At 46.5% G+C, this 22,360-nt stretch carries 19 protein-coding genes; 12 read left to right on the top strand and 7 right to left on the bottom strand.

All coding sequences use genetic code 11. From position 1 onward, the window contains the following. Window positions 1-2: 2 nt before the first annotated feature. Genes BM292_RS03070 through pspF form a run of 6 tightly spaced genes read right to left on the bottom strand, consistent with a single transcriptional unit; the run spans window position 3 to window position 6,417 of the window. Window positions 3-803 carry an ATP-binding cassette domain-containing protein gene (locus BM292_RS03070; RefSeq protein WP_092855159.1) on the bottom strand — a complete coding sequence of 267 codons (801 nt, stop codon included), beginning with the start codon at window positions 801-803 and terminating at the stop codon, window positions 3-5. Continuing rightward, on the bottom strand, window positions 796-1,794 hold the full coding sequence (locus tag BM292_RS03065; protein WP_092855157.1) for an oligopeptide/dipeptide ABC transporter ATP-binding protein: 999 nt from the start codon (window positions 1,792-1,794) through the stop codon (window positions 796-798). The genes BM292_RS03070 and BM292_RS03065 overlap by 8 nt, the downstream gene beginning before the upstream one ends. Then, complete coding sequence (locus BM292_RS03060; RefSeq protein ID WP_092855155.1) at window positions 1,791-2,690, bottom strand: ABC transporter permease subunit; 900 nt, start codon at window positions 2,688-2,690, stop codon at window positions 1,791-1,793. The genes BM292_RS03065 and BM292_RS03060 overlap by 4 nt, the downstream gene beginning before the upstream one ends. Then, window positions 2,680-3,708 carry an ABC transporter permease gene (locus BM292_RS03055; protein ID WP_092855153.1) on the bottom strand — a complete coding sequence of 343 codons (1,029 nt, stop codon included), beginning with the start codon at window positions 3,706-3,708 and terminating at the stop codon, window positions 2,680-2,682. The genes BM292_RS03060 and BM292_RS03055 overlap by 11 nt, the downstream gene beginning before the upstream one ends. Next, window positions 3,695-5,317 carry an ABC transporter substrate-binding protein gene (locus BM292_RS03050; RefSeq protein ID WP_092855151.1) on the bottom strand — a complete coding sequence of 541 codons (1,623 nt, stop codon included), beginning with the start codon at window positions 5,315-5,317 and terminating at the stop codon, window positions 3,695-3,697. The genes BM292_RS03055 and BM292_RS03050 overlap by 14 nt, the downstream gene beginning before the upstream one ends. Next, entirely contained in the window at window positions 5,317-6,417 is a 1,101-nt protein-coding gene (gene pspF / locus BM292_RS03045; protein WP_092855149.1) for a phage shock protein operon transcriptional activator, read from the bottom strand. Before pspF ends, BM292_RS03050 begins: the two co-directional genes overlap by 1 nt. A gap of 214 nt (window positions 6,418-6,631) precedes the next feature. Here pspF and pspA point away from each other — a divergent pair, with 214 nt between their 5' ends. From pspA to BM292_RS02985, 12 genes are all read left to right on the top strand, one after another. Further along, complete coding sequence (gene pspA, locus BM292_RS03040) at window positions 6,632-7,309, top strand: phage shock protein PspA (RefSeq protein ID WP_092855147.1); 678 nt, start codon at window positions 6,632-6,634, stop codon at window positions 7,307-7,309. Between the two features lie 71 nt (window positions 7,310-7,380). Beyond that, entirely contained in the window at window positions 7,381-7,617 is a 237-nt protein-coding gene (gene pspB, locus BM292_RS03035; RefSeq protein WP_092855145.1) for an envelope stress response membrane protein PspB, read from the top strand. Further along, window positions 7,614-8,009: an envelope stress response membrane protein PspC gene (gene pspC, locus BM292_RS03030; protein ID WP_092855142.1), complete on the top strand. Its 396-nt coding sequence runs from the start codon at window positions 7,614-7,616 to the stop codon at window positions 8,007-8,009. The genes pspB and pspC overlap by 4 nt, the downstream gene beginning before the upstream one ends. A gap of 196 nt (window positions 8,010-8,205) precedes the next feature. Then, window positions 8,206-9,447, top strand: coding sequence for a trans-sulfuration enzyme family protein (locus BM292_RS03025; protein ID WP_092855140.1), 1,242 nt, complete (start codon window positions 8,206-8,208; stop codon window positions 9,445-9,447). Next, the gene (gene phhA, locus BM292_RS03020) at window positions 9,440-10,243 is read left to right on the top strand and encodes a phenylalanine 4-monooxygenase (RefSeq protein ID WP_092855138.1); all 804 of its coding nucleotides are present in this window, start codon (window positions 9,440-9,442) and stop codon (window positions 10,241-10,243) included. Before BM292_RS03025 ends, phhA begins: the two co-directional genes overlap by 8 nt. 36 nt (window positions 10,244-10,279) lie before the next feature. Next, window positions 10,280-10,624, top strand: coding sequence for a 4a-hydroxytetrahydrobiopterin dehydratase (locus BM292_RS03015; RefSeq protein WP_092855136.1), 345 nt, complete (start codon window positions 10,280-10,282; stop codon window positions 10,622-10,624). Window positions 10,625-10,764: 140 nt separating this feature from the next. Then, window positions 10,765-12,315, top strand: a complete 1,551-nt coding sequence (gene tyrR, locus BM292_RS03010) for a transcriptional regulator TyrR (RefSeq protein WP_092855134.1) — start codon at window positions 10,765-10,767, stop codon at window positions 12,313-12,315. A 361-nt stretch (window positions 12,316-12,676) separates the two neighbouring features. After that, window positions 12,677-13,741, top strand: a complete 1,065-nt coding sequence (hppD, locus tag BM292_RS03005; RefSeq protein ID WP_092855132.1) for a 4-hydroxyphenylpyruvate dioxygenase — start codon at window positions 12,677-12,679, stop codon at window positions 13,739-13,741. Continuing rightward, on the top strand, window positions 13,734-14,879 hold the full coding sequence (locus BM292_RS03000; protein WP_092855130.1) for a homogentisate 1,2-dioxygenase: 1,146 nt from the start codon (window positions 13,734-13,736) through the stop codon (window positions 14,877-14,879). Before hppD ends, BM292_RS03000 begins: the two co-directional genes overlap by 8 nt. Before the next feature lie 6 nt (window positions 14,880-14,885). Then, the gene (locus tag BM292_RS02995; protein WP_092855128.1) at window positions 14,886-15,911 is read left to right on the top strand and encodes a fumarylacetoacetate hydrolase family protein; all 1,026 of its coding nucleotides are present in this window, start codon (window positions 14,886-14,888) and stop codon (window positions 15,909-15,911) included. 14 nt (window positions 15,912-15,925) lie between these two features. Next, window positions 15,926-16,567 carry a maleylacetoacetate isomerase gene (gene maiA / locus BM292_RS02990; protein WP_092855126.1) on the top strand — a complete coding sequence of 214 codons (642 nt, stop codon included), beginning with the start codon at window positions 15,926-15,928 and terminating at the stop codon, window positions 16,565-16,567. 131 nt (window positions 16,568-16,698) lie between these two features. Continuing rightward, window positions 16,699-19,170 carry a S9 family peptidase gene (locus tag BM292_RS02985; protein WP_092855124.1) on the top strand — a complete coding sequence of 824 codons (2,472 nt, stop codon included), beginning with the start codon at window positions 16,699-16,701 and terminating at the stop codon, window positions 19,168-19,170. A gap of 91 nt (window positions 19,171-19,261) precedes the next feature. Here the strand turns inward: BM292_RS02985 and rne are convergent, their stop codons facing one another. After that, window positions 19,262-22,240, bottom strand: a complete 2,979-nt coding sequence (gene rne / locus BM292_RS02980; RefSeq protein ID WP_092855122.1) for a ribonuclease E — start codon at window positions 22,238-22,240, stop codon at window positions 19,262-19,264. Between the last annotated feature and the right edge of the window lie 120 nt (window positions 22,241-22,360).

The following is a 22,360-nucleotide window of genomic DNA, read 5'->3' as shown; positions in this document are numbered from 1 at the left end:
CCTTACTCCTGTGTTGTTGTGTGTTTAAGCGCTTTATTCAATTGTTCCGACTGCAGCAATATTTTCGTTAATTGCTCTTTCGGATTTGTTAGTAGCGCCTGTGTCGAATCAAACTCAATCATTTTACCACGATGCATTATTAAGATCTTGTCAGCTAGGTGACGCACGATCTCCGGCGAATGTGACGCGAAAATGAATGAAATACCCATATCTTCTTGAAGATCGAGTATTAGGTTAATAATTTGAGCTCTAATTGATGGGTCCAATGAGGCGAATGCTTCATCTGCCACGATAATTTGCGGTTCGAGGATAATTGCGCGGGCAATGCACACGCGCTGCTGTTGCCCACTTGAGAGCATATGTGGATAAAAATCAAAATGGTCAGGGAGTAAGCCGACCTTTTGCAGCGTAACGTAAACGTGTTCTTGCTTTTCCGCCGGCGTCCAGGCGGTATTGAACCGCAATGGTTCGAGTAACTGCTTGCCTATGGTCAGTTGCGGATTTAATGACCCCAAACTGTCCTGAAAAATCATACGTATTTCACGGCAGCGTTGTTGGTAGTTGGTTGGATCGAGGCGTTCACCATTTAAGAAAATTTCACCAGAACTGGGAATTTCGGCGCCAGCAATGAGTTTTGCTAACGTGGATTTACCCGAGCCAGTCTCACCCATGATTGCAATCGTTTCACCACGCTTGACCGAAAAATTAATTGGTTCCAGTGCGCAAGCACGAGTCGGGCGCAACCAACCATTTTTGAAGCTGTAATATTTACTTAAGTTGCGAACTTCCAGTAGATCAGTCATGCGTTTCCACCTCAATTAGTGGGAAGTGACATGCATATTGATGTTGTTTTAACTTGCTCAAACGCGGTGAATGAATACATGCACGTCGCGCATTGGGGCATCGTGGCCCGAGACGACAACCAATTGGCATATGTTGCAACGTCGGTATTGCTCCGGTAAGCGTTGGCAGACGAGTTTTCGGCGCGACATCCTGATTGAAAAAGCTCATTTTCAACATGGCATCGGTATAGGGATGAAAGGGCTCACTCATGATTTTTTCGGTGGGCCCCGTTTCCATCAACTGACCACAATAAACCAAACTCATCCGCTGAGTTTCTGGAATGATTGCCGTTAAATCCTGTGTAATCATGAGAATACTCATGCCTTGGCTAGCACTTAGCTTGGCGAGTAGCCGATAAATTTGATTACGAGTATTGGGCTCCATTGCAGTAGTCGGTTCGTCGGCAATTAATAACTTGGGGTTATGAGCAATTGCCATGGCAATACTGACTTTCTGCGCAATACCTTCCGAAAGTTGTTGTGGATAGCTGTTCATTACTTTTTCAGCATCTTTAATACCAACTCGATGTAATAAGCGCTCGGCACGAACCGTGCGCGTTGCCTTGCGACGTAAGTAAACACCCTTCAGTTCGCTTTGTGGAATTGTTTCGCGTAGTTGTTCGCCGATTTTTGTGTTGGGATCGAGGTAACTGCCTGGGTTTTGAAAAATCATGGCCATATCACGCCCAGTAACCAAGCGTCTTTGAACGGGATTGAGCGCCAATAAGTCATAGTGTCGCCACCACAGTCGGTCGGCGGTTATTTTCCAGCGCGGATTGATAAATCCCATAATTGCTTTGGCGAGCAAGCTCTTACCGGAACCTGACTCACCGACCAGTGTATGAATTTCGCCCTCAGCAAGCTGTAAACTCAATTTATCCAGAACTTTCACGGTGCCCGCACTGGTTTCGAGTTCAATGGTTAGATTGCGAATATCTAAAATATTGCTCATGTGCCACGTATCCGTTCTTGAATCGCTGCTCGTAAACTATCGCCGAGTACGTTAATGGAAAGCACGGTTAAGAATAATGCTACACCAGGAAGCACCATTGTCCATGGTAACAGGTAGACCTGATCAAGACTGCGTGCAAGCATCGTTCCCCATTCTGGGGCTGGAGCTTGAACGCCGAGACCGAGAAATCCAAGTGCTGCTATATCGAGAATTGCAGTTGATAATGCAAAAGTGACTTGCATAACCACAACGGAGGTAATATTCGGGAAAATAACCCGTGTAAGGATATACCAACGCGAGCACCCATTGAGTTTGGATGCGATGACATATTCTTTACCACGTTCCTCATAAAAGGCGTTATGGACGCTATGAATAAATTGCGGAATCAACACCAAAGTGATGGCAATCATCACGGTATGTAAAGCTGGCCCAAGAATCGCAATGATGATCAGGGCTAATAATAATGAAGGAATCGACAATACCACATCGAGCAAGTGGTTGAGAGTAGAGGATTGTACTCCTCGGCTCATACCAGCCCAGGCGCCAATAGCAATGCCGATGATTGCAGCTGTAGCGGTTGCAATAAGCGGGTATCCAAGACTATAGACTGCGCCGCTAATTACCCGCGAAAGCAAATCTCGACCTAAGTCGTCGGTACCAAATAGAAATCGAATTTGCCCGTCATCATGCCAAGCCGGTGGTTGAGAAATCGCATCACTAAACTGAGCATCTGGGCTGTATGGCGCAATAAGTGGTGATAACACCATAATCAACAGCAAAAAACTAAAAATATAGAATGCTGCGACGGCAAATGGATTGGTGTTCATGTGCAGCCACAACGCCCGCAATGGCGAGGGTTCGCGATATTGATAATAGATGCTGCGATTATTCGGCATCGATCTCTTTCCTCACTTGCGGATAACGCCAGGCATGTAATAAATCGACAAAAACATTCACGAGAAGAATTAACGAGGCTAGGATTAACAAGCCAGCCTGAATAACCGGGAAGTCTCGCTCGTAAATACTTTTTACCAACCAACTACCAAGCCCTGGCCAATTAAAGATAACTTCGGTAATTACGATATTAGTCATCAGTACGCTAAATTGTAGGCCGAGTTGCCGTACAACAGGCTGCAAAGCGTTGGGCAGGGTATGGCGAAGCATAATCGTTGAATCACTCAAGCCCCGCGCGCGCGCTGCCTTGATATAGTTTTGTTGCAGGGTATCGAGTACAGCGTTGCGCATAATACGAATTAACATCGTTAATGGCATCATCGCCAATACAATGACGGGTACCCATAAGTGATTGAGCGCATCGTAGAATGCCGCTGATTTATATGGCGAGTCACTCAGCCAAATATCGATCAGTATGGAACCAGTTTGCGTTTCAATCGCATAAAGCGGATTAATTTGACCCGAAATAGGGCTCCAACCGAGTTTGATTGCGAATAATAAAATGAAGAGCTGAGCCAGCCAAAACACTGGAATCGAATACGCGCTTAAGCTAATCCCCATAATAATGCGATCGATAGGGCCGCGTTGTTGCGCTGCAGCATAGACGCCCAGCGGGATACCTAATACCATTGCTAGCAACATTGCTAGCAAACCAAGCTCTATGGTCGCTCCTAACAATGGCTTTATCTCTGCAAACACCGGTTGTTGAGTGACCAGCGACAAACCCCAATCGCTACTCAATAAGTGCCGAATAAACTCGCCATATTGCGTCATCAAGCCGTCGTTAAAACCACGCGCAGCGTAGGCTTCTTGATACGCCAGAGAATGCGTGTCGGCAATACCCGTCATGTTGGTAAGCGTATCACCTGGATACCAGTAGTTCAGCGAAAATATTAACAGCGATAGCAACCATAAGGTGACCAATAATAATACGATACGGCGCAAGCTATAACGGAGCATCACTTACCCTCCGCGCATAGCGAAAATTAATGCCGCCGTAAGGTGGTAGTTCAACGCCCTCGATATCGCCGCGGTGCGCTTGAAAACGCAGTGAGTTAGCAATGGGCACAAGAGGTGCTTGCTGCATCACGAAGTCTTCAATCGCTTGGTAAAGGTGCTTGCGTTGATCGAGGTCACTTTCAGTGATGGCATCAATCAGTAGCTGATCAAACAAAGGATTGCACCATTGTGCGCGGTTATTACCCGAGCGAGCGGCGGCACAACTTAAGGTTGGTCTAAAAAAGTTATCCGGGTCTGCATTATCAGCGACCCAGCCAATCAATACGCTGTCGTGTTGTCCTGCAACCAGCCGTTGGCGAAATGTATTCCATTCATAGCTGACAATATTCGCCTGAACACCGACTTGGGCCAAATCAGACTGGATTAATTCAGCCATGCGTTGCGCATTGGGGTTGTACGCGCGCTGCACCGGCATCGCCCAAATATCCATACTAAAACCATTTGGATAGCCGGCTTCAGCGAGCAATTCTCGTGCTTTGCCGGGGTTATAAGGATAGGTTTGCTGCACTGGGCTATATGCCCATGAGGTTTCCGGCAACATGCCAGTCGCTAAACGCGCATTACCGTTATAGATGGTTTGTATAATCGCTGGGCGATTAATAGCGAGAGCTAAAGCCCGCCGTACCAACACGTTATCGAAGGGCGGATGCTGAGTATTGAACGCCCAGAATGATACGTTCGGACTGACTGAACTTCCGACTTGAATTTCTGCGCCTTGATCAAGTTGTGATAATTCATCGACCAATGGATAAGGAATGACATCGCATTCGCCGGTCACTAGCTTGAGCATACGCTTATTAGCGTTCGGCGTAATGACATAAACTAAGGTTTTGATTTCAGGCTGTTCGCGCCAATAGCCTTCGTGAGCGCTGTAACGAATCACGAAATCTTTTCGAAATAGCTCAAATTCAAAAGGGCCTGTGCCAATTGGCAGACGGTCAATTTGCTCAGGCTTCCCCGTTTCAAGTAGCTGTTCGGCATACTCCTGCGATAATACAACGGCGAAGTCAGTGGCTAAATTGGCTAAAAAAGAACTATCCGATTGAGTTAAATGAAAATCGACGGTGTAATCGTCAACTTTTTCAACTTTTTCAATGAGTTTGATCAAGCCGCTCGAGCGAAAAAACGGATAACGCCCGCCATTTATTTGATGATAAGGGTGTTGTTCATTGAGCCAACGTTGAAAACTAAACAGCACATCGTCAGCATTAAATGTGCGTGTTGGCGTGAACCACTCGGTAGTATGAAATTGGACATTTTCACGCAAGTTAAAGCGATAGCGTTGGCCTTGCTCAAATGCCTGCCAACCGCGTGCAAGCGCTGGCACAAATTGTTGTTGCTTGGCATCATAATCTAAGAGTCGATCATAAAGCTGCGCCGAAGTCGCATCAACGGTGGTACCCGAAGTCACTAATTGAGGGTTAAAGATTTCCGGATTACCTTCTGAGCAATAGACTAAGCCATCTTGATAAACTTCACTGTCTGTTTGCACTGGGCCGCATGCGGCCAGTACTAACGTACTTGACGCTATCATGAGCTGTTTAAGCATTAACCTTGTCCCTCAAGCAACGCGTACTTTTTTAAGTAGCCGCGCAATTGATGATAGGTGAGTCCCAGCAGGTCTGCTGTTTTCTTTTGGTTAAATTGCGCATGTTGCAGTGCACGTTGAATAACTTCGATTTCAAACTCAGCGGTAATTTCTTTGAAATCAATGCCGCCGTTATCAAAATCAACACAGACACCAACCGCTTCTGAGCCGTTATTCGCGATTGCCACAGGTGCAGGTACTCGCGTATCTGGTTCGGCTTTTGTAACCTTAGTTTCAGTTTGCGGGGTGGCATCACGATGCGGCGCAGAAGCTGGGCGGTAGGGGCTATGAAATGGATCAATAACAATGTCATTTACTGGCACATGACCGTTACCGATTCGATAAACAGAGCGTTCGACAACGTTTTTTAATTCACGGACATTGCCTGGCCATGGATAATCGAGCAACGTTTTGCGCGCTTGTTCGGTAAAGCCACTAAACAGTTCGTAGTCAAGTTCACGCGCCATTTGTATGGCAAAGTGTTCAGCGAGTACCAAAATATCTTCACGACGCTCACGCAGTGGAGGTAAGGTAATCACATCAAAAGCTAAGCGATCAAGTAAATCGGCTCGAAACTTTCCCGAATCTGCCAAGCTTGGGAGATCCTCATTGGTTGCTGCAATTAAGCGCGTATCAACGCGGACTGTTTTAGTGCCGCCAACGCGCTCAAATTCACCGTACTCGATAACGCGCAAGATTTTTTCCTGCACCAACGCCGAGGTGTTGGCTAACTCGTCAAGAAATAAGCTACCGCCGTCGGCGCGCTCAAATCGACCCTCGTGGCGTTTCTGGGCGCCGGTAAAAGCTCCCGCCTCATGACCAAACAGTTCACTTTCGAGCAGACTCTCGCTCAGGGCAGCACAATTAAGCTTAATGTAGTTTTGCTCCCAACGCTTCGAAAGAAAGTGCAAGCGCGCGGCTATGAGTTCTTTACCGGTACCGCGTTCGCCAATAATGAGTACTGGTTTGTTTAAAGGAGCGATTTGAGAAACTTGCTCAAGAACGGCGAGAAAGCTGTTGGCTTGTCCGATTAAATTATCAGCTTCGCGGAAGCGGCTCATGGTTAGCACCACGCTGTTATTATCGTTATTGGTGAATTTGACTAATTATTAGTGTATTTCATAAGCAGGTTGCGTCAAATTATTTTTTGCTCAAAACGGAAAAATCAATATATTTAAATAGGTTAGAGCATTTTTAAAAAGTTGGCACGGTATCTGCATAATATTCCAGCGAACAATAACTAAATTTCTATTGACGCTTTATGAGGACACAAACATGGGTATCTTTACACGTTTTACAGATATCGTAAATTCAAACCTGAATGCTTTATTGGATAAGGCAGAAGATCCAGAAAAAATGGTTCGTTTGATTATCCAAGAAATGGAAGACACATTGGTTGAAGTTCGTTCAACATCAGCGCGTCTTATTGCTGAGAAGAAAGACACTGAACGCCAACTCGCACGCTTTGAAAAAGAAGTTGCGGAATGGGAAGCGAAAGCTGAACTCGCCTTAAGTAAAGAACGTGAAGACCTAGCGCGCTTAGCGTTGGTTGAGAAGCAAAAAGCAACCGCAGATGCGGAAAGCTTGCAAGCTGATATCACTCGTATCGATGAGCACTTGAATCGTTTAAGTGAAGAAGTAGGGCAGTTGCAAGAAAAATTGGCCGACGCGAAAGCGCGCCAGAAAACCATTATCATGCGTCAACGCGCTGTTAGCAGCCGTTTGGAAGTTAAAAAACGCATTGATAGCGGAAAAATCGATGACGCGATGTTGCGCTTTGAGCGATTTGAATCAAAAATTGATGACTTAGAGTCGCAAGTTGAAGCTTACGATCTTGGCAAGAAGACATTGCGCGATGAGTTTGCGCAGTTAGAAACTGACGACAAGATTACCGATGAGCTAGAAGCATTAAAAGCCCGCGTTAAAAAAGATAAAACTGATAAGAACGCGTAATGAGTGGCACTAAGTGAGCGGGTGTCGAACCTGACACCCGAACCTTTTGAACGACGAGAGACGAGAAGCAAATGGATATTATAGCCCCACTGATTGGCGCACCGATTATTTTGTTTATGATTTTTGTGGCGCCGATTTGGATCATCATGCATTACCGTAGCCAGCGTAAAATTGGTCAAGGCTTAAGCCAAGATGAATTGCTGCAGCTACAGGAGCTTGCTCATCAAGCTGAGCGCATGCGTGATCGGATAAAAACGCTAGAGTCAATTCTAGATGCGGAGTCACCAAAGTGGAGAGACCGCGTATGAACCAGGATAACTGTCAACGCAGAACATTAATGCGCGATAAAGCCAAAGGCAAAATTGCCGGGGTATGCGCAGGTATCGCTGAATATTTTAATATTGAGGTGTGGTTGGTTCGCATTATCGCGGTAACAGCACTTATTTTTAGTTCGAGCTTTGTTGCCGTCATTTATATTGCCATGTGGTTTATTCTTGACGAAAAAAAGCCGAATCCAGCCGCCCAGCCGTCGCATCATCTTGGCGTTAAAACGAAGGTCTGGCAGGCTGGTGAACCACCGCAACGCGCGTTTCGAGAGATAAACCAAGAGTTCAGTGAACTCGAGCAATCATTGCAGCGCATTGAACGCTACATTACCTCAAACGCCTATAAAATTGATCGTGAACTCGATCGATTGTAATCGTACCGAATAAGTTACGACACAGCGCACAAATACACCGTGAGTACCCCGTTGTTCGGATTTGCCGGCAACGGGGTTTTTTATGTCAGTGGCAAATTTCCGTTACAGCAAAACATGATCAACATCAAAGTTAGCTGTTGCGTTCACTTCAGCAGAAATGCAATCTGATGCGCAACTACAAGGAGATATTCTGCCAATGCGCACTAACAACAAAGATAAATCGCAATGGCAGCCAGCGACGGTGACGATTCACGGCGGTAAGCGCCGTGATGAACATGGCGCTTTGGTTGCACCACTTTATCAAACAGCGACGTTTTCGTTTGAGAATACGGCGCAAGGTTCAGCTCGTTTTGCGGGTGAAGAAGCCGGTTATATCTACAGCCGGTTAGGGAACCCGACCGTCACCGAGCTTGAAGAGCGCGTTGCTGCGTTGGAGGGCTTTCCAGCTGCAGCTGCGGCCGCCACCGGAATGGGGGCGGTATCAGCAACCATGCTGGCATTCGTTGAGCAAGGTGATCATGTGCTGGTATCTGATGCGATTTACGGCTGCAGTTTTGCGTTGTTCTCGCATTTGTTCACCAAGTTTGGCATCACAGTCGACTTTGTTGATATGGCAGATCTCGCGAAAACGCGGGCTGCGATACGCTCAAATACCAAGTTGGTATTTCTTGAATCGCCAGTAAATCCGCATTTGAAGGTGATTGATATTCAAGCCATTGCTGATATTGCACATGAAGTGAACGCGCGCCTAGTGGTCGATAATACGTTTATGACACCATTATTGCAGCAGCCACGCCAACAGGGCGCTGATTTGGTTTTGCATAGCGCAACCAAATATCTCAACGGACACGGTGATGTGGTGGCCGGTATTGTCTGTGGTAGCGAAGATGATATTGAGCTGATTAAACTCACTACGCTAAAAGATATGGGCGCGACCATGAGCCCGCACGACGCGTGGCTGATCTTGCGTGGTCTAAAAACCCTAGATGTTCGTATGGAACGTCATTGCGCGAATGCAGTCAAAGTAGCTGAGTATTTGCGTGCAAAAGACTTGGTTAAAACAATCTATTTTCCGGGTTTTGCTGATCATCCAGCGCAAGCATTGATGGGTACGCAAATGCACGGGGCTGGCGCGGTCATCGCATTTGAGCTGCATGGTGATATCAATACCGCGCGTCAATTGTTAGATAGTTTGCAATTGATCACGATAGCGGTGAGTTTAGGCGACGCTGAAACGTTAATTCAGCATCCGGCGTCAATGACACACTCTCCGTATACACCGGAAGCTCGAGCAGCTGCGGGTATTACGGATACACTGATACGAATTTCAGTTGGGCTTGAGGCGGTAGAAGATATTATTGCTGATTTGGAACAGGCATTTGCTGCCTGCAGTAACAGCCAAATGACAACAACAGGGGAACAAGTACGCTATGGGTAAACAAAGCAACTATGTTTCACGACAACCGGACGATAACGGTATTATTGCGTGGAGTGATGAAGAAAACGCGGTTTGGCATGACCTTGTGAAACGCCAACTTAAGCATATTCCGGGTAAAGCCTGTGACGAATATATGCATGGTCTCGATTTACTCAATCTGCCGCATGATCGTATTCCACAACTTCATGAAATTAATGAAGTGTTGCAAGCAACGACGGGTTGGCAAGTTGCTCAAGTGCCTGCGCTAATTCCGTTTGACGAATTCTTTCGTCTATTGGCGAATAAGCAATTTCCAGTTGCGACATTTATTCGTACGCGCGAAGAATTTGATTACTTGCAAGAACCGGATATTTTTCATGAGATTTTCGGTCACTGCCCGTTGTTAACGAATGCAGCGTTCGCTCATTTTACCCATCAATACGGTAAATTGGGATTAAACGCGACGCCAAAAGAGCGCGTATATCTGGCCAGATTATATTGGTTCACAGTTGAGTTCGGGTTGTTACAAACCGAAGATGGTTTGCGTATCTATGGTGGCGGAATTTTATCTTCACCAGGCGAGACGGAATACGCAATATTCAGCGATAAACCAGAACGTAAACCGCTGGTGCCTTTGGATGCGCTAAGAACACCTTATCGTATCGATATTATGCAACCGATTTACTACACCATTGAAAGTACCGACCGGTTATTTGAAATCGCCGATTTAGATATTATGGCGCTAGTTCGTGAGGCTATGGAACTTGGTTTATTTGAACCGAAGTTTCCGCCAAAACAGAAAACTGACGCTGCTTAATTATTGTTTGATAAATAAAGTTAAATCGAGGACAGAATGTCAGAATTAAAACAACAAACTTGTGAAGCCTGCAATGCCGATGCACCGAAAGTAAGTGATGCTGAATTGGCTGAATTAATTCGTGAAATTCCTGAATGGACGCCGGTTGTTCGTGACGGTGTGATGCAATTAGAGCGTGAGTTCAAGTTTAAGAACTTCAAGTTGGCGCTGGCGTTTACTAATAAAGTCGGCGAGATTGCCGAAGCTGAATTTCATCATCCGACTCTGGTGACTGAATGGGGCAAGGTAACCGTTACTTGGTGGACGCATGCAATCAATGGTCTACATAAGAATGATTTTATTATGGCAGCACGTACGGACGCTGTATTGAACGACGCTTGATTGATGCATACCTGATGCGCAACAAAAAACGAGTCGGTCAGAACTGCTCGGACGACTAAAAAAAGCCCTTGAGGATGGTTATCCCAAGGGCTTTTTTGTGTATACTTTGCTTTACACATAGACTAATAAAGCGGCTATTTATGCGTTTGGAAATAACCTGCGATGATCGTCTGGGCATTGCTCAAGACGTGCTACAGATTCTGCGCGACCACGAAATTGACCTACGTGGTATAGAAGTCGATCCGAAAGGAAAGATCTTTCTTAACTTCCCTGAGTTAGAGTTTAAGGATTTCCAACACCTGATGCCGGAGATCCGTCGCATCCCGAATGTGAAAGACGTAAAAACCATCGCAATAATGCCGTCTGAACGCGAGCACTTTGAATTTAAACTATTGCTGAGCAAGCTACCTGATCCAATTCTCTCAGTTGATAGCCGCGGTATGATCGATATCGCCAACGATGCTGCACAGCAAGTTCTTAGCGATAACCGAACCGAATTAGTGGGCACTTCGATAGGCCAGTGGCTTACTGGTTTTGCCGTTCAACGATGGCTTGAGAAGCAACCCACAGACCCAACCGTACAGCAAATAAGTGCAGGTGGTTCGAAATACTTTGCTGATTTGTTACCCATTTGGGTTGCCGATGACTCGGGCAAAAATAGCTTTGCTGGTGCCGTGATTACCTGTAAACCACAGCCGTTAGTCGAGCAATGGCAACGCGGCGGAAATCATGATGTGTTTACGCAAGTACTCGGTGAACATGCCAGTATGAAGCGGTTAGTGAAAGAAGCTGCACGTATGGCTGAGCTCAACGTACCCTTGCTGATTCAGGGCGAAACAGGTGTGGGTAAAGAGTTATTAGCGCGTGCCTGCCATCAAGCCAGTCAGCGAGCTGACAAGCCTTTCTTAGCCATTAACTGCGCTGCGTTACCGGACAATGTGGCCGAAAGCGAATTGTTTGGCCACGGCAAAGGTAGTTTAGGGCCGTATACGGAAGCTAAGAAAGGCATCTTTGAACAGGCCAACGGCGGTACTGTATTACTCGATGCTGTTGGTGAGATGTCCAATGGTCTGCAAGCGAAATTACTACGTTTTATTCAGGACGGTCGTTTTCGACGTATTGGCGAAGAGCAAGAAGTGACTGTCGATGTGCGTATTATTTGCTCTGCGCAAGATGATTTGATTGAGCGTGTGGAAGCTGGAACGTTTCGCGAAGATTTATTTTACCGCCTGAACGTTTTAACGTTGCAAGTTCCACCTTTACGCGAGCGCAAATCGGATATTAATTTGTTAACCGAGCATTTCACCGTGCAAGCTTGCCAGAGATTAGGACGCAGTTTAGTGATGCTCACTCGGACTGCGCGTGAGGCCTTACAGCGCTATCAATGGCCGGGCAACGTTCGCCAACTCGAAAATGTGTTGTTTCGTTCCATTTCAATGACTGAGGGAGATACCCTCGATGTTAGCGATATTCATTTACCAGGCGCTGATAGCTTACAAGAGAATGTCGCTATTGATCTGGAAGAAGGAAGCCTAGACGAGGCGGTGAAAAAATTCGAAGCGACGATTCTGCGTCGGCTTTATCCAAGTTATCCGAGCACGCGGCAACTGGCTAAGAAGTTGGGATTATCGCATACGGCGGTAGCAAATAAGTTGCGTGACTACGGCATCGGCAAAACCCGCAAACGCTGAAATCAAAAACGATATTAGCTGTTGGATATTAGAGGGCGTCGATGAGGATTCAATCCTTTTGGTTTCGGGTTTTTACGAATATCTAATATCTAAGAGCTAATAGCGCACTTGCCTTTGTATTGTTTTCTTTACAGTGTTTCTAGCTTCTGTAATGAAATCATGACAGCACAGACTCCACGTGCCAGCCTTTCTTCAACTGTATCAATTAGTTTACACCTTGCTGTTTTTCTGACCTCCCCATTGATTGTGGGTTGCAGCTGGCGCTGAAGAGCAACAGTGCGCATAGTAGTATCGATACATTCTTTGATGTGCGTCACTTTATTTAGAACAGAACGCACGAAATGCGAACAACGAGGACATTATGACTGATATTAATTACAACCCATTACAAACCGACGGCTTCGAGTTTGTTGAATACTCAGCGCCAGATGCAGCCGGTATTGCGGCATTAAAAGATTTGTTCACCAAGCTTGGTTTTACTGAAGTTGCAAAGCACAAGAGCAAAGAAGTTTGGTTGTTTAAGCAAAATGACATTAACTTTATTGTGAATGCGGAAACGGGCGGTCAAGCCGAAGAATTTGCTAAAGCACACGGCCCGAGTGTCTGTGGTATGGCGTGGCGCGTAAAGGACGCTAAACATGCATTTGAGCATGCGGTAGCAAATGGTGCCAAGCCGTTCCAGCGTCATACTGGCTCAGGCGAAGAGCAATTCCCAGGTGTCTATGGCATTGGTGAGAGCGTGCTGTACTTCGTGGATAAAGATATTTATACCAATGACTTCGACTTCTATGAAAACTGGGAAGCGAAAATGAAAGATCACGCCGCCGGTTTGTATGAAGTCGACCATTTAACGCACAACGTATTCCGTGGCAACATGGACACTTGGGCTGGCTTCTATGAGCGCATCGGTAACTTCCGCGAAATTCGTTACTTTGACATTGAAGGTAAGTTAACTGGCTTGTTAAGCCGCGCAATGACTGCGCCTTGTGGCAAGATTCGTATTCCAATCAACGAGTCTCATGATGACAAATCGCAAATCGAAGAATACTTGCGTGAATACAACGGCGAAGGCATTCAGCACATTGCATTAACTTCTGACGATATTTACAAAACGGTCCGTGACTTACGTGCTATCGGGATGGACTTCATGCCGACGCCTGATACCTATTATGCGAAAGTTGATGAACGCGTCGAAGGTCATGAAGAAGACGTTGATAAATTGCGCGAACTGCAGATCCTCATTGATGGCGCGCCAATGAAAGACGGTATTTTGCTACAGATTTTCACGCAAACCGTTATTGGCCCAGTATTCTTCGAAATCATTCAACGTAAAGGTAATGAAGGCTTCGGTGAAGGTAACTTCAAAGCCTTGTTTGAATCGATTGAAGAAGATCAAATCCGTCGTGGAGTATTAAGCGATGCGTAAATGGATTAGCTTTCCGAAACAAGTCGGTGTGGCCTCTAAGCAGGCCCACGCTGATTTTCCGGAGCAAGCGATCTTTGAACGCGAAGTAGGGCGTAGTGGTTTCTTTGGGCCCGCAACGCACTTCCATCATCGCCATGCTCCAACCGGTTGGAGTGATTGGGAAGGCGAGTTACGTCCACGTAACTTCGACTTCAATAAACTAGATAATGTTGCCACGGAATCACCATGGCAAGTACCGATGTTGCTGCATAATGCTCAGTGTAAATTCCGTATTTGGCATTGCCAGGAGCGCATGAACTTTTTGGTGCGTAATGCTGACGGTGATGAATTGCTCTTTGTTCATGAAGGACGTGGTGAGCTATTCTGTGACTATGGTCACATTACGCTTGAGAAAGGCGACTATTTCGCGATTCCACGCTCAACCTCATGGCGTCTCGAGCCAATAGAACCGATGCAAATTGTGATGATTGAGGCTACGAATAGTGCTTATCAATTGCCAGAGAAAGGGCTCGTTGGTAATCACGCTATCTTTGACCCAGCTTGCCTTGATACACCAGACATCGACGACGCCTTTAAAGCACAATATAGCGAAGATAGCTGGCAGGTACAGGTCAAACGCCATGGCAAAATCTCAACGATTACCTATCCATTTAATCCGCTGGATGCCATTGGTTGGCATGGTGATTTAGCACCGGTACGGATTAATTGGCGAGATATTCGTCCGTTGATGAGCCACCGTTACCATTTACCGCCGTCAGCGCATACCACGTTTGTGGCTGATGGTTTTGTTGTATGTACATTCGTGCCGCGCCCAATTGAATCCGATCCAGGCGCTTTGAAAGTACCGTTCTACCACAACAACGATGATTACGATGAAGTGCTGTTCTATCATGAGGGCGATTTCTTCAGCCGTGATAACATTGACAAAGGTATGGTAACCTTCCATCCAGCTGGGTTTACACACGGGCCGCACCCGAAGGCATTTCAAGCAGGTTTAGAGTATCGTAAAAAGTTTACTGACGAAGTGGCGGTGATGCTCGATACGCGCCATGCACTAGAAATGGGTGATGTTTGTACCGGTGTAGAAAACCCTGATTACGTAAGTAGCTGGAAAGCTAAAGACGACAATAAGGCATAACGATTTATGAAGTTTGCAACGTATCGAAATGGAACACGTGATGGCCAGTTAATGTTGGTTAGTCGCGATTTAGCGAAAGCGGTAGCGGTGCCAGCCATCGCTACAACGTTACAAGAAGTATTAGATGATTGGGACGCCGTTGCGCCGCAGTTAGAAAAAGCGTACCAAGCACTGAATAATGGTGAGTTGAGCGACGCTGAAAAATTTGACGAAAGCTTGTGTGAATCACCGCTACCACGCGCTTATCAATGGGCTGACGGCAGTGCTTATGTCAATCACGTGGAATTGGTTCGCAAAGCCCGTAATGCAGAAATGCCGCCGAGTTTTTGGACTGATCCGCTGATGTACCAAGGCGGCTCGGATGATTTTCTGGGTCCAAAAGATGACATCGAAATGGCCGATACGTCGTGGGGTATCGACTTTGAAGGCGAAATTGCCGTTATTACCGACGATGTACCAATGGGTGTTGAAGCCGCAGAAGCAGGCCAGTATATCCGCTTATTGATGTTGGTCAATGATGTGTCATTGCGTGGTTTGATTCCAAATGAGTTAGGCAAAGGCTTTGGCTTCTTCCAGTCAAAACCATCATCGGCGTTCTCACCGGTTGCCGTCACGCCGGATGAGTTGGGTGAAAAATGGCGCGACAACAAGGTGCATTTGCCATTGTTGAGCTACTATAACAACAAGCCTTTTGGTAAACCGAATGCTGGCGAAGATATGACCTTTGATTTCGCTCAGCTAGTCGCACACGCGGCGAAGACACGCCATTTAGGTGCTGGCGCTATTATTGGCTCTGGTACTGTTTCTAATAAGCAAGGCACTGAGCATGGTAGTGCGATTGCTGAAGGTGGTGTGGGCTACAGTTGTATCGCTGAAGTACGAATGATCGAAACCATTCGTGACGGTCAGCCGAGCACTGGGTTTATGCAATTTGGTGACACTATTAAGATTGAAATGACAGATGCGCAAGGCCACAGTATTTTTGGCAGCATTGACCAAAAAGTGGTGCAGTATTCGCCGTCTGACGAATAATTGCGGAGTTGATTATGGAGCTCTACGGCTACTGGCGTTCAAGCGCCAGTTACCGGGCGCGAATTGCGCTCAACTATAAGCAGTTAGACTATAACTACATTCCGGTACACCTAATCAAAGAGGGTGGCGAGCAACATAAGCAATCGTATCGTCAGTTAAACCCGAATGGTTTAGTGCCGACCTTAGTTGATGGAAGCGTTATTTTGCATCAGTCTCTGGCTATTATGGAGTATCTGGATGAGAAATATCCAGAGCCTTCGCTATTGCCCGGGAATGCACAGAAACGTGGTGCGATTCGCGCGTTATCGTTGGATATTGCTAGCGAACTACAACCGTTGATCAACTTGCGGGTGCAACAATATTTGGTACGCGAATTGGGTGCCGATGACGAAGCAAAGCAAGCATGGTTGCAACATTGGTTTAGTCAGAGCTTTACCGCTTTTGAGCGTAATTTAGAGGAAGTTTCCGGCAAGTTTTGCGTCGGCGATGAGTTCTCTATGGCTGATGTATGCTTGGTTCCGCAAGTGTACAGTGCAGAGCGGTTCGGCATCGCTTTAGAGAATTATCCGTTGTTGCGTGAAGTTTATCAGCGATTAATTGAGTTGCCGTGGGTTGCCAATGCACATCCGAGCCAACAACCGGATGCTGAAAGCTAACCGCAATTACCTTGAATTTCATCGCACAAAATGAATGCCCAGCTCGTAAGTTGCTGGGCATTTTGCTTTAATAGGGCACATTTAGCGAAATAAAAGACCTTAGAAAGGCTTGATTAACAAGGATCATAACAATGAAAACGAAAGTTGCAATCGCGATTGCCGCAGCCTTGATGAGCGCTTCTTGCGCCATGACAGAGGCACCTTCCGCAGCTCCTCAGACAACGCCGCCAGCGGTGCTAGCAACCGCCGAGAATAGCCAGGCCATTGCGGGCCAAGAGCTGACGTTAAAGCAAATTATGTCCGATCAAGACTGGGTGGCGCGCTCGCCAACTAATGCTTATTGGATGCTCGATGGAAGTGGCGTGCTGTATCAACAAAAACGCGAAGGCTCACAAATCAGTGATTGGTTTCATCAACCACTCGACAAAGAAGCGCATCAGGTACCGTTAGAAAAGCTACACAACTATGCCTATAACGACGGTGTTTATAATGCCGATAAGTCGATGTTGGCCTACACCTTCGAAGGTAACATTTTTGTTCGTGATTTAAGCAATAATGAAACACGACAGCTGACACGCGATGAAGCACGCCAATCACAACTAGTATTCTTAACCAGCGGTGAACTAGCTTACCGTCAAGGCAATGACTTCTTTAGCGTTAACCCACGTACGGGGCTGACCAAACAAATTGCTGCGCTTGCTTTGCGCAAAGCTCCAACCGCAAACAGCGAGCCGAAAGATTTTGTTGCGCGAGAACAACAGCAACTAATTGAGTTTGTTCAAGTTGAACGCAAAAACAAAGCGGACCGCTTTGCGCAACAGCAACAACTACAAGCCAATAATGCTTCGTTGGCGCCAGAACCATTCTATTTAGGCGAGGGTAAGCAAATTGTCGCAACAAGTTTGTCACCTGCGGGCGATAAGTTGATTGTTGCAATCAGCGCACCACAAAAGTGGCGTGAAGACGGCGACATCATGCCAAATTATGTCACAGAAGATGGTCGTGTTGCCGCCGAGCCTGTGCGTTCACGGGTCGCTGACGCAAAGCCAGTGGAACATGAAATCCTCGTGTTGGACTTGGAATCTGGTGAGCAAACAACCCTAACTTACAACACATTGCCAGGCTGGAACGAAGATGTTTTAGCTGAGGTTCACCGTGAAAACTATGCGGCTGAAGGTAAAACCTACAAATCAGAGAAGAAGCCACGTCCGATCACCTTAATGCAAGATTGGGGCTGGCAAGCCGGTGCGATTCGCTGGACCGATGATGGTAAACAAGTCGCATTGATGTTGGAAGCTTGGGATAACAAAGACCGCTGGATTGCTTCAGTTGATTTTGCTGGTAAACGTTTAGTGAGCCAAGACCGTTTGCACGATAATGCTTGGATTAATTACACCCATAATGAGTTCGGCTTCTTGCCGAATAGCTCAACTTTATGGTTCCAATCAGAAGCCGATGGCTATTCGCATTTGTATGTAAAGCCGTTAAATGGCAAAACTAAACAGCTCACGCAGGGTAAATTTGTTGTTGAAGACCCGGCGATTAGCAGCAATGGCGAATTCATTTACTTTAGTGCGAATAAACCACACCCGGGTAATTATGAAATTTACCGCGTGCGTACCGACAATGGGGCGCTTGAGCAACTGACGAAATTAGGTGGTATTAATAATTATGAATTAAGCCCACAAGAAGACCGTCTATTGGTTAAGCATTCAACCGCATTACAGCCAGAAGAGCTATATGTTCAAGTAATCGGTAGCGATACGGCAACGCGTCTTACCCATACCGCAACTGAACAGTTTATGAGTTTCGACTGGGTTGCACCTGAAATTGTCCCAGTACCATCAAGTCACGTGGCTGATCCGATTTACACGCGGGTCTATTACCCACAAGACTATGATCCAAATCGTGCTGAAAAGTATCCAGCGGTGGTGTTTATTCATGGTGCCGGTTACTTACAAAACGCGCATGCGGGTTGGTCAGGGTATCAGCGTGAGTTTATGTTCCACACGTTTCTGACTCAGCAAGGTTACGTGGTACTCGATTTAGATTATCGCGGCTCTAAAGGTTATGGTCGAGATTGGCGTACAGCAATTTATCGTCAAATGGGCACGCCCGAAGTGGAAGATTTAGTTGACGTGGTGAAGTGGGCAGGTGAGAACACCAATGTAGATACAAACCGCATGGGTACTTACGGTGGCTCTTATGGTGGTTTCCTAACATTTATGGCGCTATTTAAAGAACCTGGGCTATTCAAAGCTGGCTCAGCATTACGTCCGGTAAGTGATTGGGCGCATTACAATACAGGATATACGTCGAATATTCTGAACTTGCCAGATAATGATCCAATTGCCTACCGTCGTAGTTCGCCTATTTATTTCACGGAAGGCTTGGAAGATGCCTTATTGATTAATTCACCAATGGTTGATGACAACGTATTCTTCCAAGACAGCGTGCGCCTTGTGCAACGCTTAATTGAACATGAAAAAGAAGACTTTGAAACGGCTATCTTTCCAGTGGAACCGCATGGTTTCCGCCAGCCTTCAAGTTGGTTAGATGAATATCGCCGTATCTTTAAGTTGTTTGAAGAGAACTTGAAGTAATTTCAGGTTCTCCGCGAAACAAACAAGTGAGCGAAATAAAAAAATCCCAGCATAAGCTGGGATTTTTTATTGGGTGATGATGAAAAGCCAATTATTGAGTTTTCGTCATTTCCGCATAGGTTGTTGAACGTGCTTCAGCAAAGCTTGCCGCGCGCGCATCTTTATTAAATGGCAGGCGAACATCAGCGGCAGCAGCTGCTAATGGCGTGAAGCTATCGGTGCGCTGCACCGCACTGGCTTTGGCCATTGGTGCCGAAGTCACATGCCCGCGTACTGCTTGTGTGGTTTTAGATGCTTTCGGCTTAGCTACTTTAGTCGGTTGTTCACTAACGCTTGGTGCCAGCGCAGAAGCGACTGCTTCTGGTGCTTCATTCGCTTCAGTTTCAACTTTAACTTCGGTATTTACCTCTGCTTTCTCAGTCACTTCTGCTTTCTCAGTCACTTCTGCTTTGGTGGTAACTTCAGTTTGCTCTTCATTCGCTTTAACCTCGGCCTCCGGTACGTTGTCGGTGGACTCGGTCGCAACTGCCGGCATGGTCTCTTCAGCCTCAGCTACTGCAGCTGGTGCAGACACTTCAGGTTCAGCTGAAACAACGTCAACAGGTTCTGCTTGTTCAGCCTGTTTGGTTTCGGTTACAGCTTCTTCGGTGACAACGTCGGTTGCTTCTGCATTATCTTGCTCAGCTTTGCGACGTTGACCTGCGGCCCTTTGATGGCGCGGTGAACGACGGCTACGGTTACGACCACGGCTAGTTGTGTTGCTCTCATCAGTGTTTGATTCAACGTTGTTTGTTACTTCTTCTGTGACATTCTTGTTGGTAGCCTCAGCAGTTGCTTTGCTTTCAACTTCAGTACCAGTTGCATCTTTTGGTGTTGTTGCTGATACATCTGTTTCCGTCGCAGCCGATTCCTGTTGCTGTGCTTTCTGTTGCTCTACTACAGGCTCTTGCGCAACCGCTTGCTCGTTTGCGTTTTCACCAGTTAAGCGTACTGATTGATCCAATTTGCGACGTTGGCGACGCGGTTTTGGTGTTGCTTTACGTTCTTCTGTTGGTGTATCAGCACTTTTCGCGTCCGCGGCTTTCGCTGCCACATTATTATCTTGCTCAGCGTTTTGCTTATTGCGATTACGGCCACCGCGACGACGACCGCCGCGCTCATTGCGTTGCTCTTTCTGATCGTCTTTATTCGCCGGTTTGTTATCAGTCGCTTTCGTCGCTTCCGGAGCATTGCTGTCTTTATCTTGCTCGCGGCCGCGACCACGGTTGTTACCACGGCGGCGATTATTACCACGATTGTTACGGCGTTGGTTATTATTACGACGTTGCTGATTCGATTTCTTATTCTTGTCAGAATCTTTGCTGTCATCGTCGCTACTAAATAAGCCTGCTAGCCACTTGCCTAAACGAGCAAACAAACCTGGGCCGGCATCGGCCTTCGCAACAGGTTTAGCTGCTGGTGTAGGCGCTGGTGCAGCCGGTGCTTGTAGACCTTTTAGCGCTGGCTCTTCAAAACTTGGCTTGTCTTTATTTAGGACAATTTCAGTACTGGTATCTTCTGGCTTCTCAATCAACGTGAAGCTATTTGCTTCATCGACTTCGTCGTTACGCAGACGTTTCACATCAAAATGTGGTGTTTCGAGATGCGGATTTGGAATAACGAGTACAGAAACATTATGACGCTTCTCGATATCAAAAATCGATTGGCGCTTCTCATTCAGTAAATAGGTAGCTACGGTTACCGGAACCTGTGCTTGAACCTGAATAGTATTGTCTTTCAACGCTTCTTCTTCGATAAGGCGTAAAATAGACAGCGCAAGCGACTCAGCAGAGCGAATGGTGCCATGACCGCTACAACGTGGGCACACATGATTCGAGGCTTCACCGAGTGAAGGACGCAAACGTTGGCGTGACATTTCTAACAAACCAAAACGTGAAATACGAGCCACTTGGATGCGAGCGCGGTCTTGTTTCAGGCTATCACGCAAGCGGTTCTCAACTTCGCGTTGATGACGGGTAGGGGTCATATCAATAAAATCGATAACCACTAAGCCGCCAACGTCGCGTAATCGTAACTGGCGCGCGATTTCTTCGGCTGCTTCTAAGTTTGTTTGAAACGCAGTTTCTTCAATATCACCGCCTTTGGTTGCCCGCGCCGAGTTGATATCGATTGAGGTTAGTGCTTCGGTCGGGTCAATAACAATCGAGCCACCCGACGGTAAACGTACTTCGCGTTGAAATGCTGATTCAATTTGGCTTTCAATTTGGTAGTGATTGAATAGCGGCACATCACCTTGGTAGATTTTAACGCGATTGACAAAGTCAGGACGAATCAAGGTTACGTGATCTCGTACTTGATCAAAAACTTTCTGGTTATCAATCAGCACTTCACCGATATCACGACGCAGGTAATCACGAATTGCGCGGAATACAACGTTACTTTCTTGATGGATTAAAAACGGTGCTTGACGCGAGTTTGCTGCCTTTTCGATTGCATCCCAATGGTGCAACAGTACGTTGAGATCCCATTCTAATTCTTCTTGCGATTTGCCAACACCAGCGGTACGGACGATCAGCCCCATGCTGCTTGGCAAATTAAGTGCATCTAATGTCGCTTTTAATTCACTACGCTCTTCGCCTTCAATTCGACGCGAAATGCCACCCGCACGTGGGTTGTTCGGCATTAATACCAAATAACTGCCTGCTAGTGAGATAAACGTGGTTAACGCAGCGCCTTTTTGACCGCGTTCTTCTTTATCGATTTGAACAATGACTTCTTGGCCTTCAGAAATAACATCTTTGATATTCGGACGACCTGAAAAGGAGTAGCCATCAGGGAAGTAGGTTTTTGCAATTTCTTTGAGGGGAAGGAAGCCATGGCGTTCTGCGCCATAGTCAACAAATGCTGCTTCTAAGCTTGGTTCGATGCGGGTAATTTTACCCTTGTAGATATTCGCTTTCTTTTGTTCATGGCCTGGGCTTTCAATATCCAGATCATAAAGACGCTGGCCATCGACCAGCGCAACGCGCAATTCTTCTTGCTGCGTTGCATTAATTAACATTCTTTTCATTGTATGTAGCTCGTTATGTCGGGCTACAACACAGTACGACAGGCGTTCGCCATCGCTATTTCGAGATTGAATTGTTTTCTATTAGGGTTACTAACTAACACCTAACATCCCCCGTTTTAC

This window comes from Pseudidiomarina tainanensis (assembly GCF_900115255.1).
In the GTDB taxonomy this organism is placed as follows: domain Bacteria; phylum Pseudomonadota; class Gammaproteobacteria; order Enterobacterales; family Alteromonadaceae; genus Pseudidiomarina; species Pseudidiomarina tainanensis.
The sequence above is the reverse complement of the archived record's forward strand: the minus strand, read 5'-3'. Positions and strand labels throughout refer to the sequence as shown.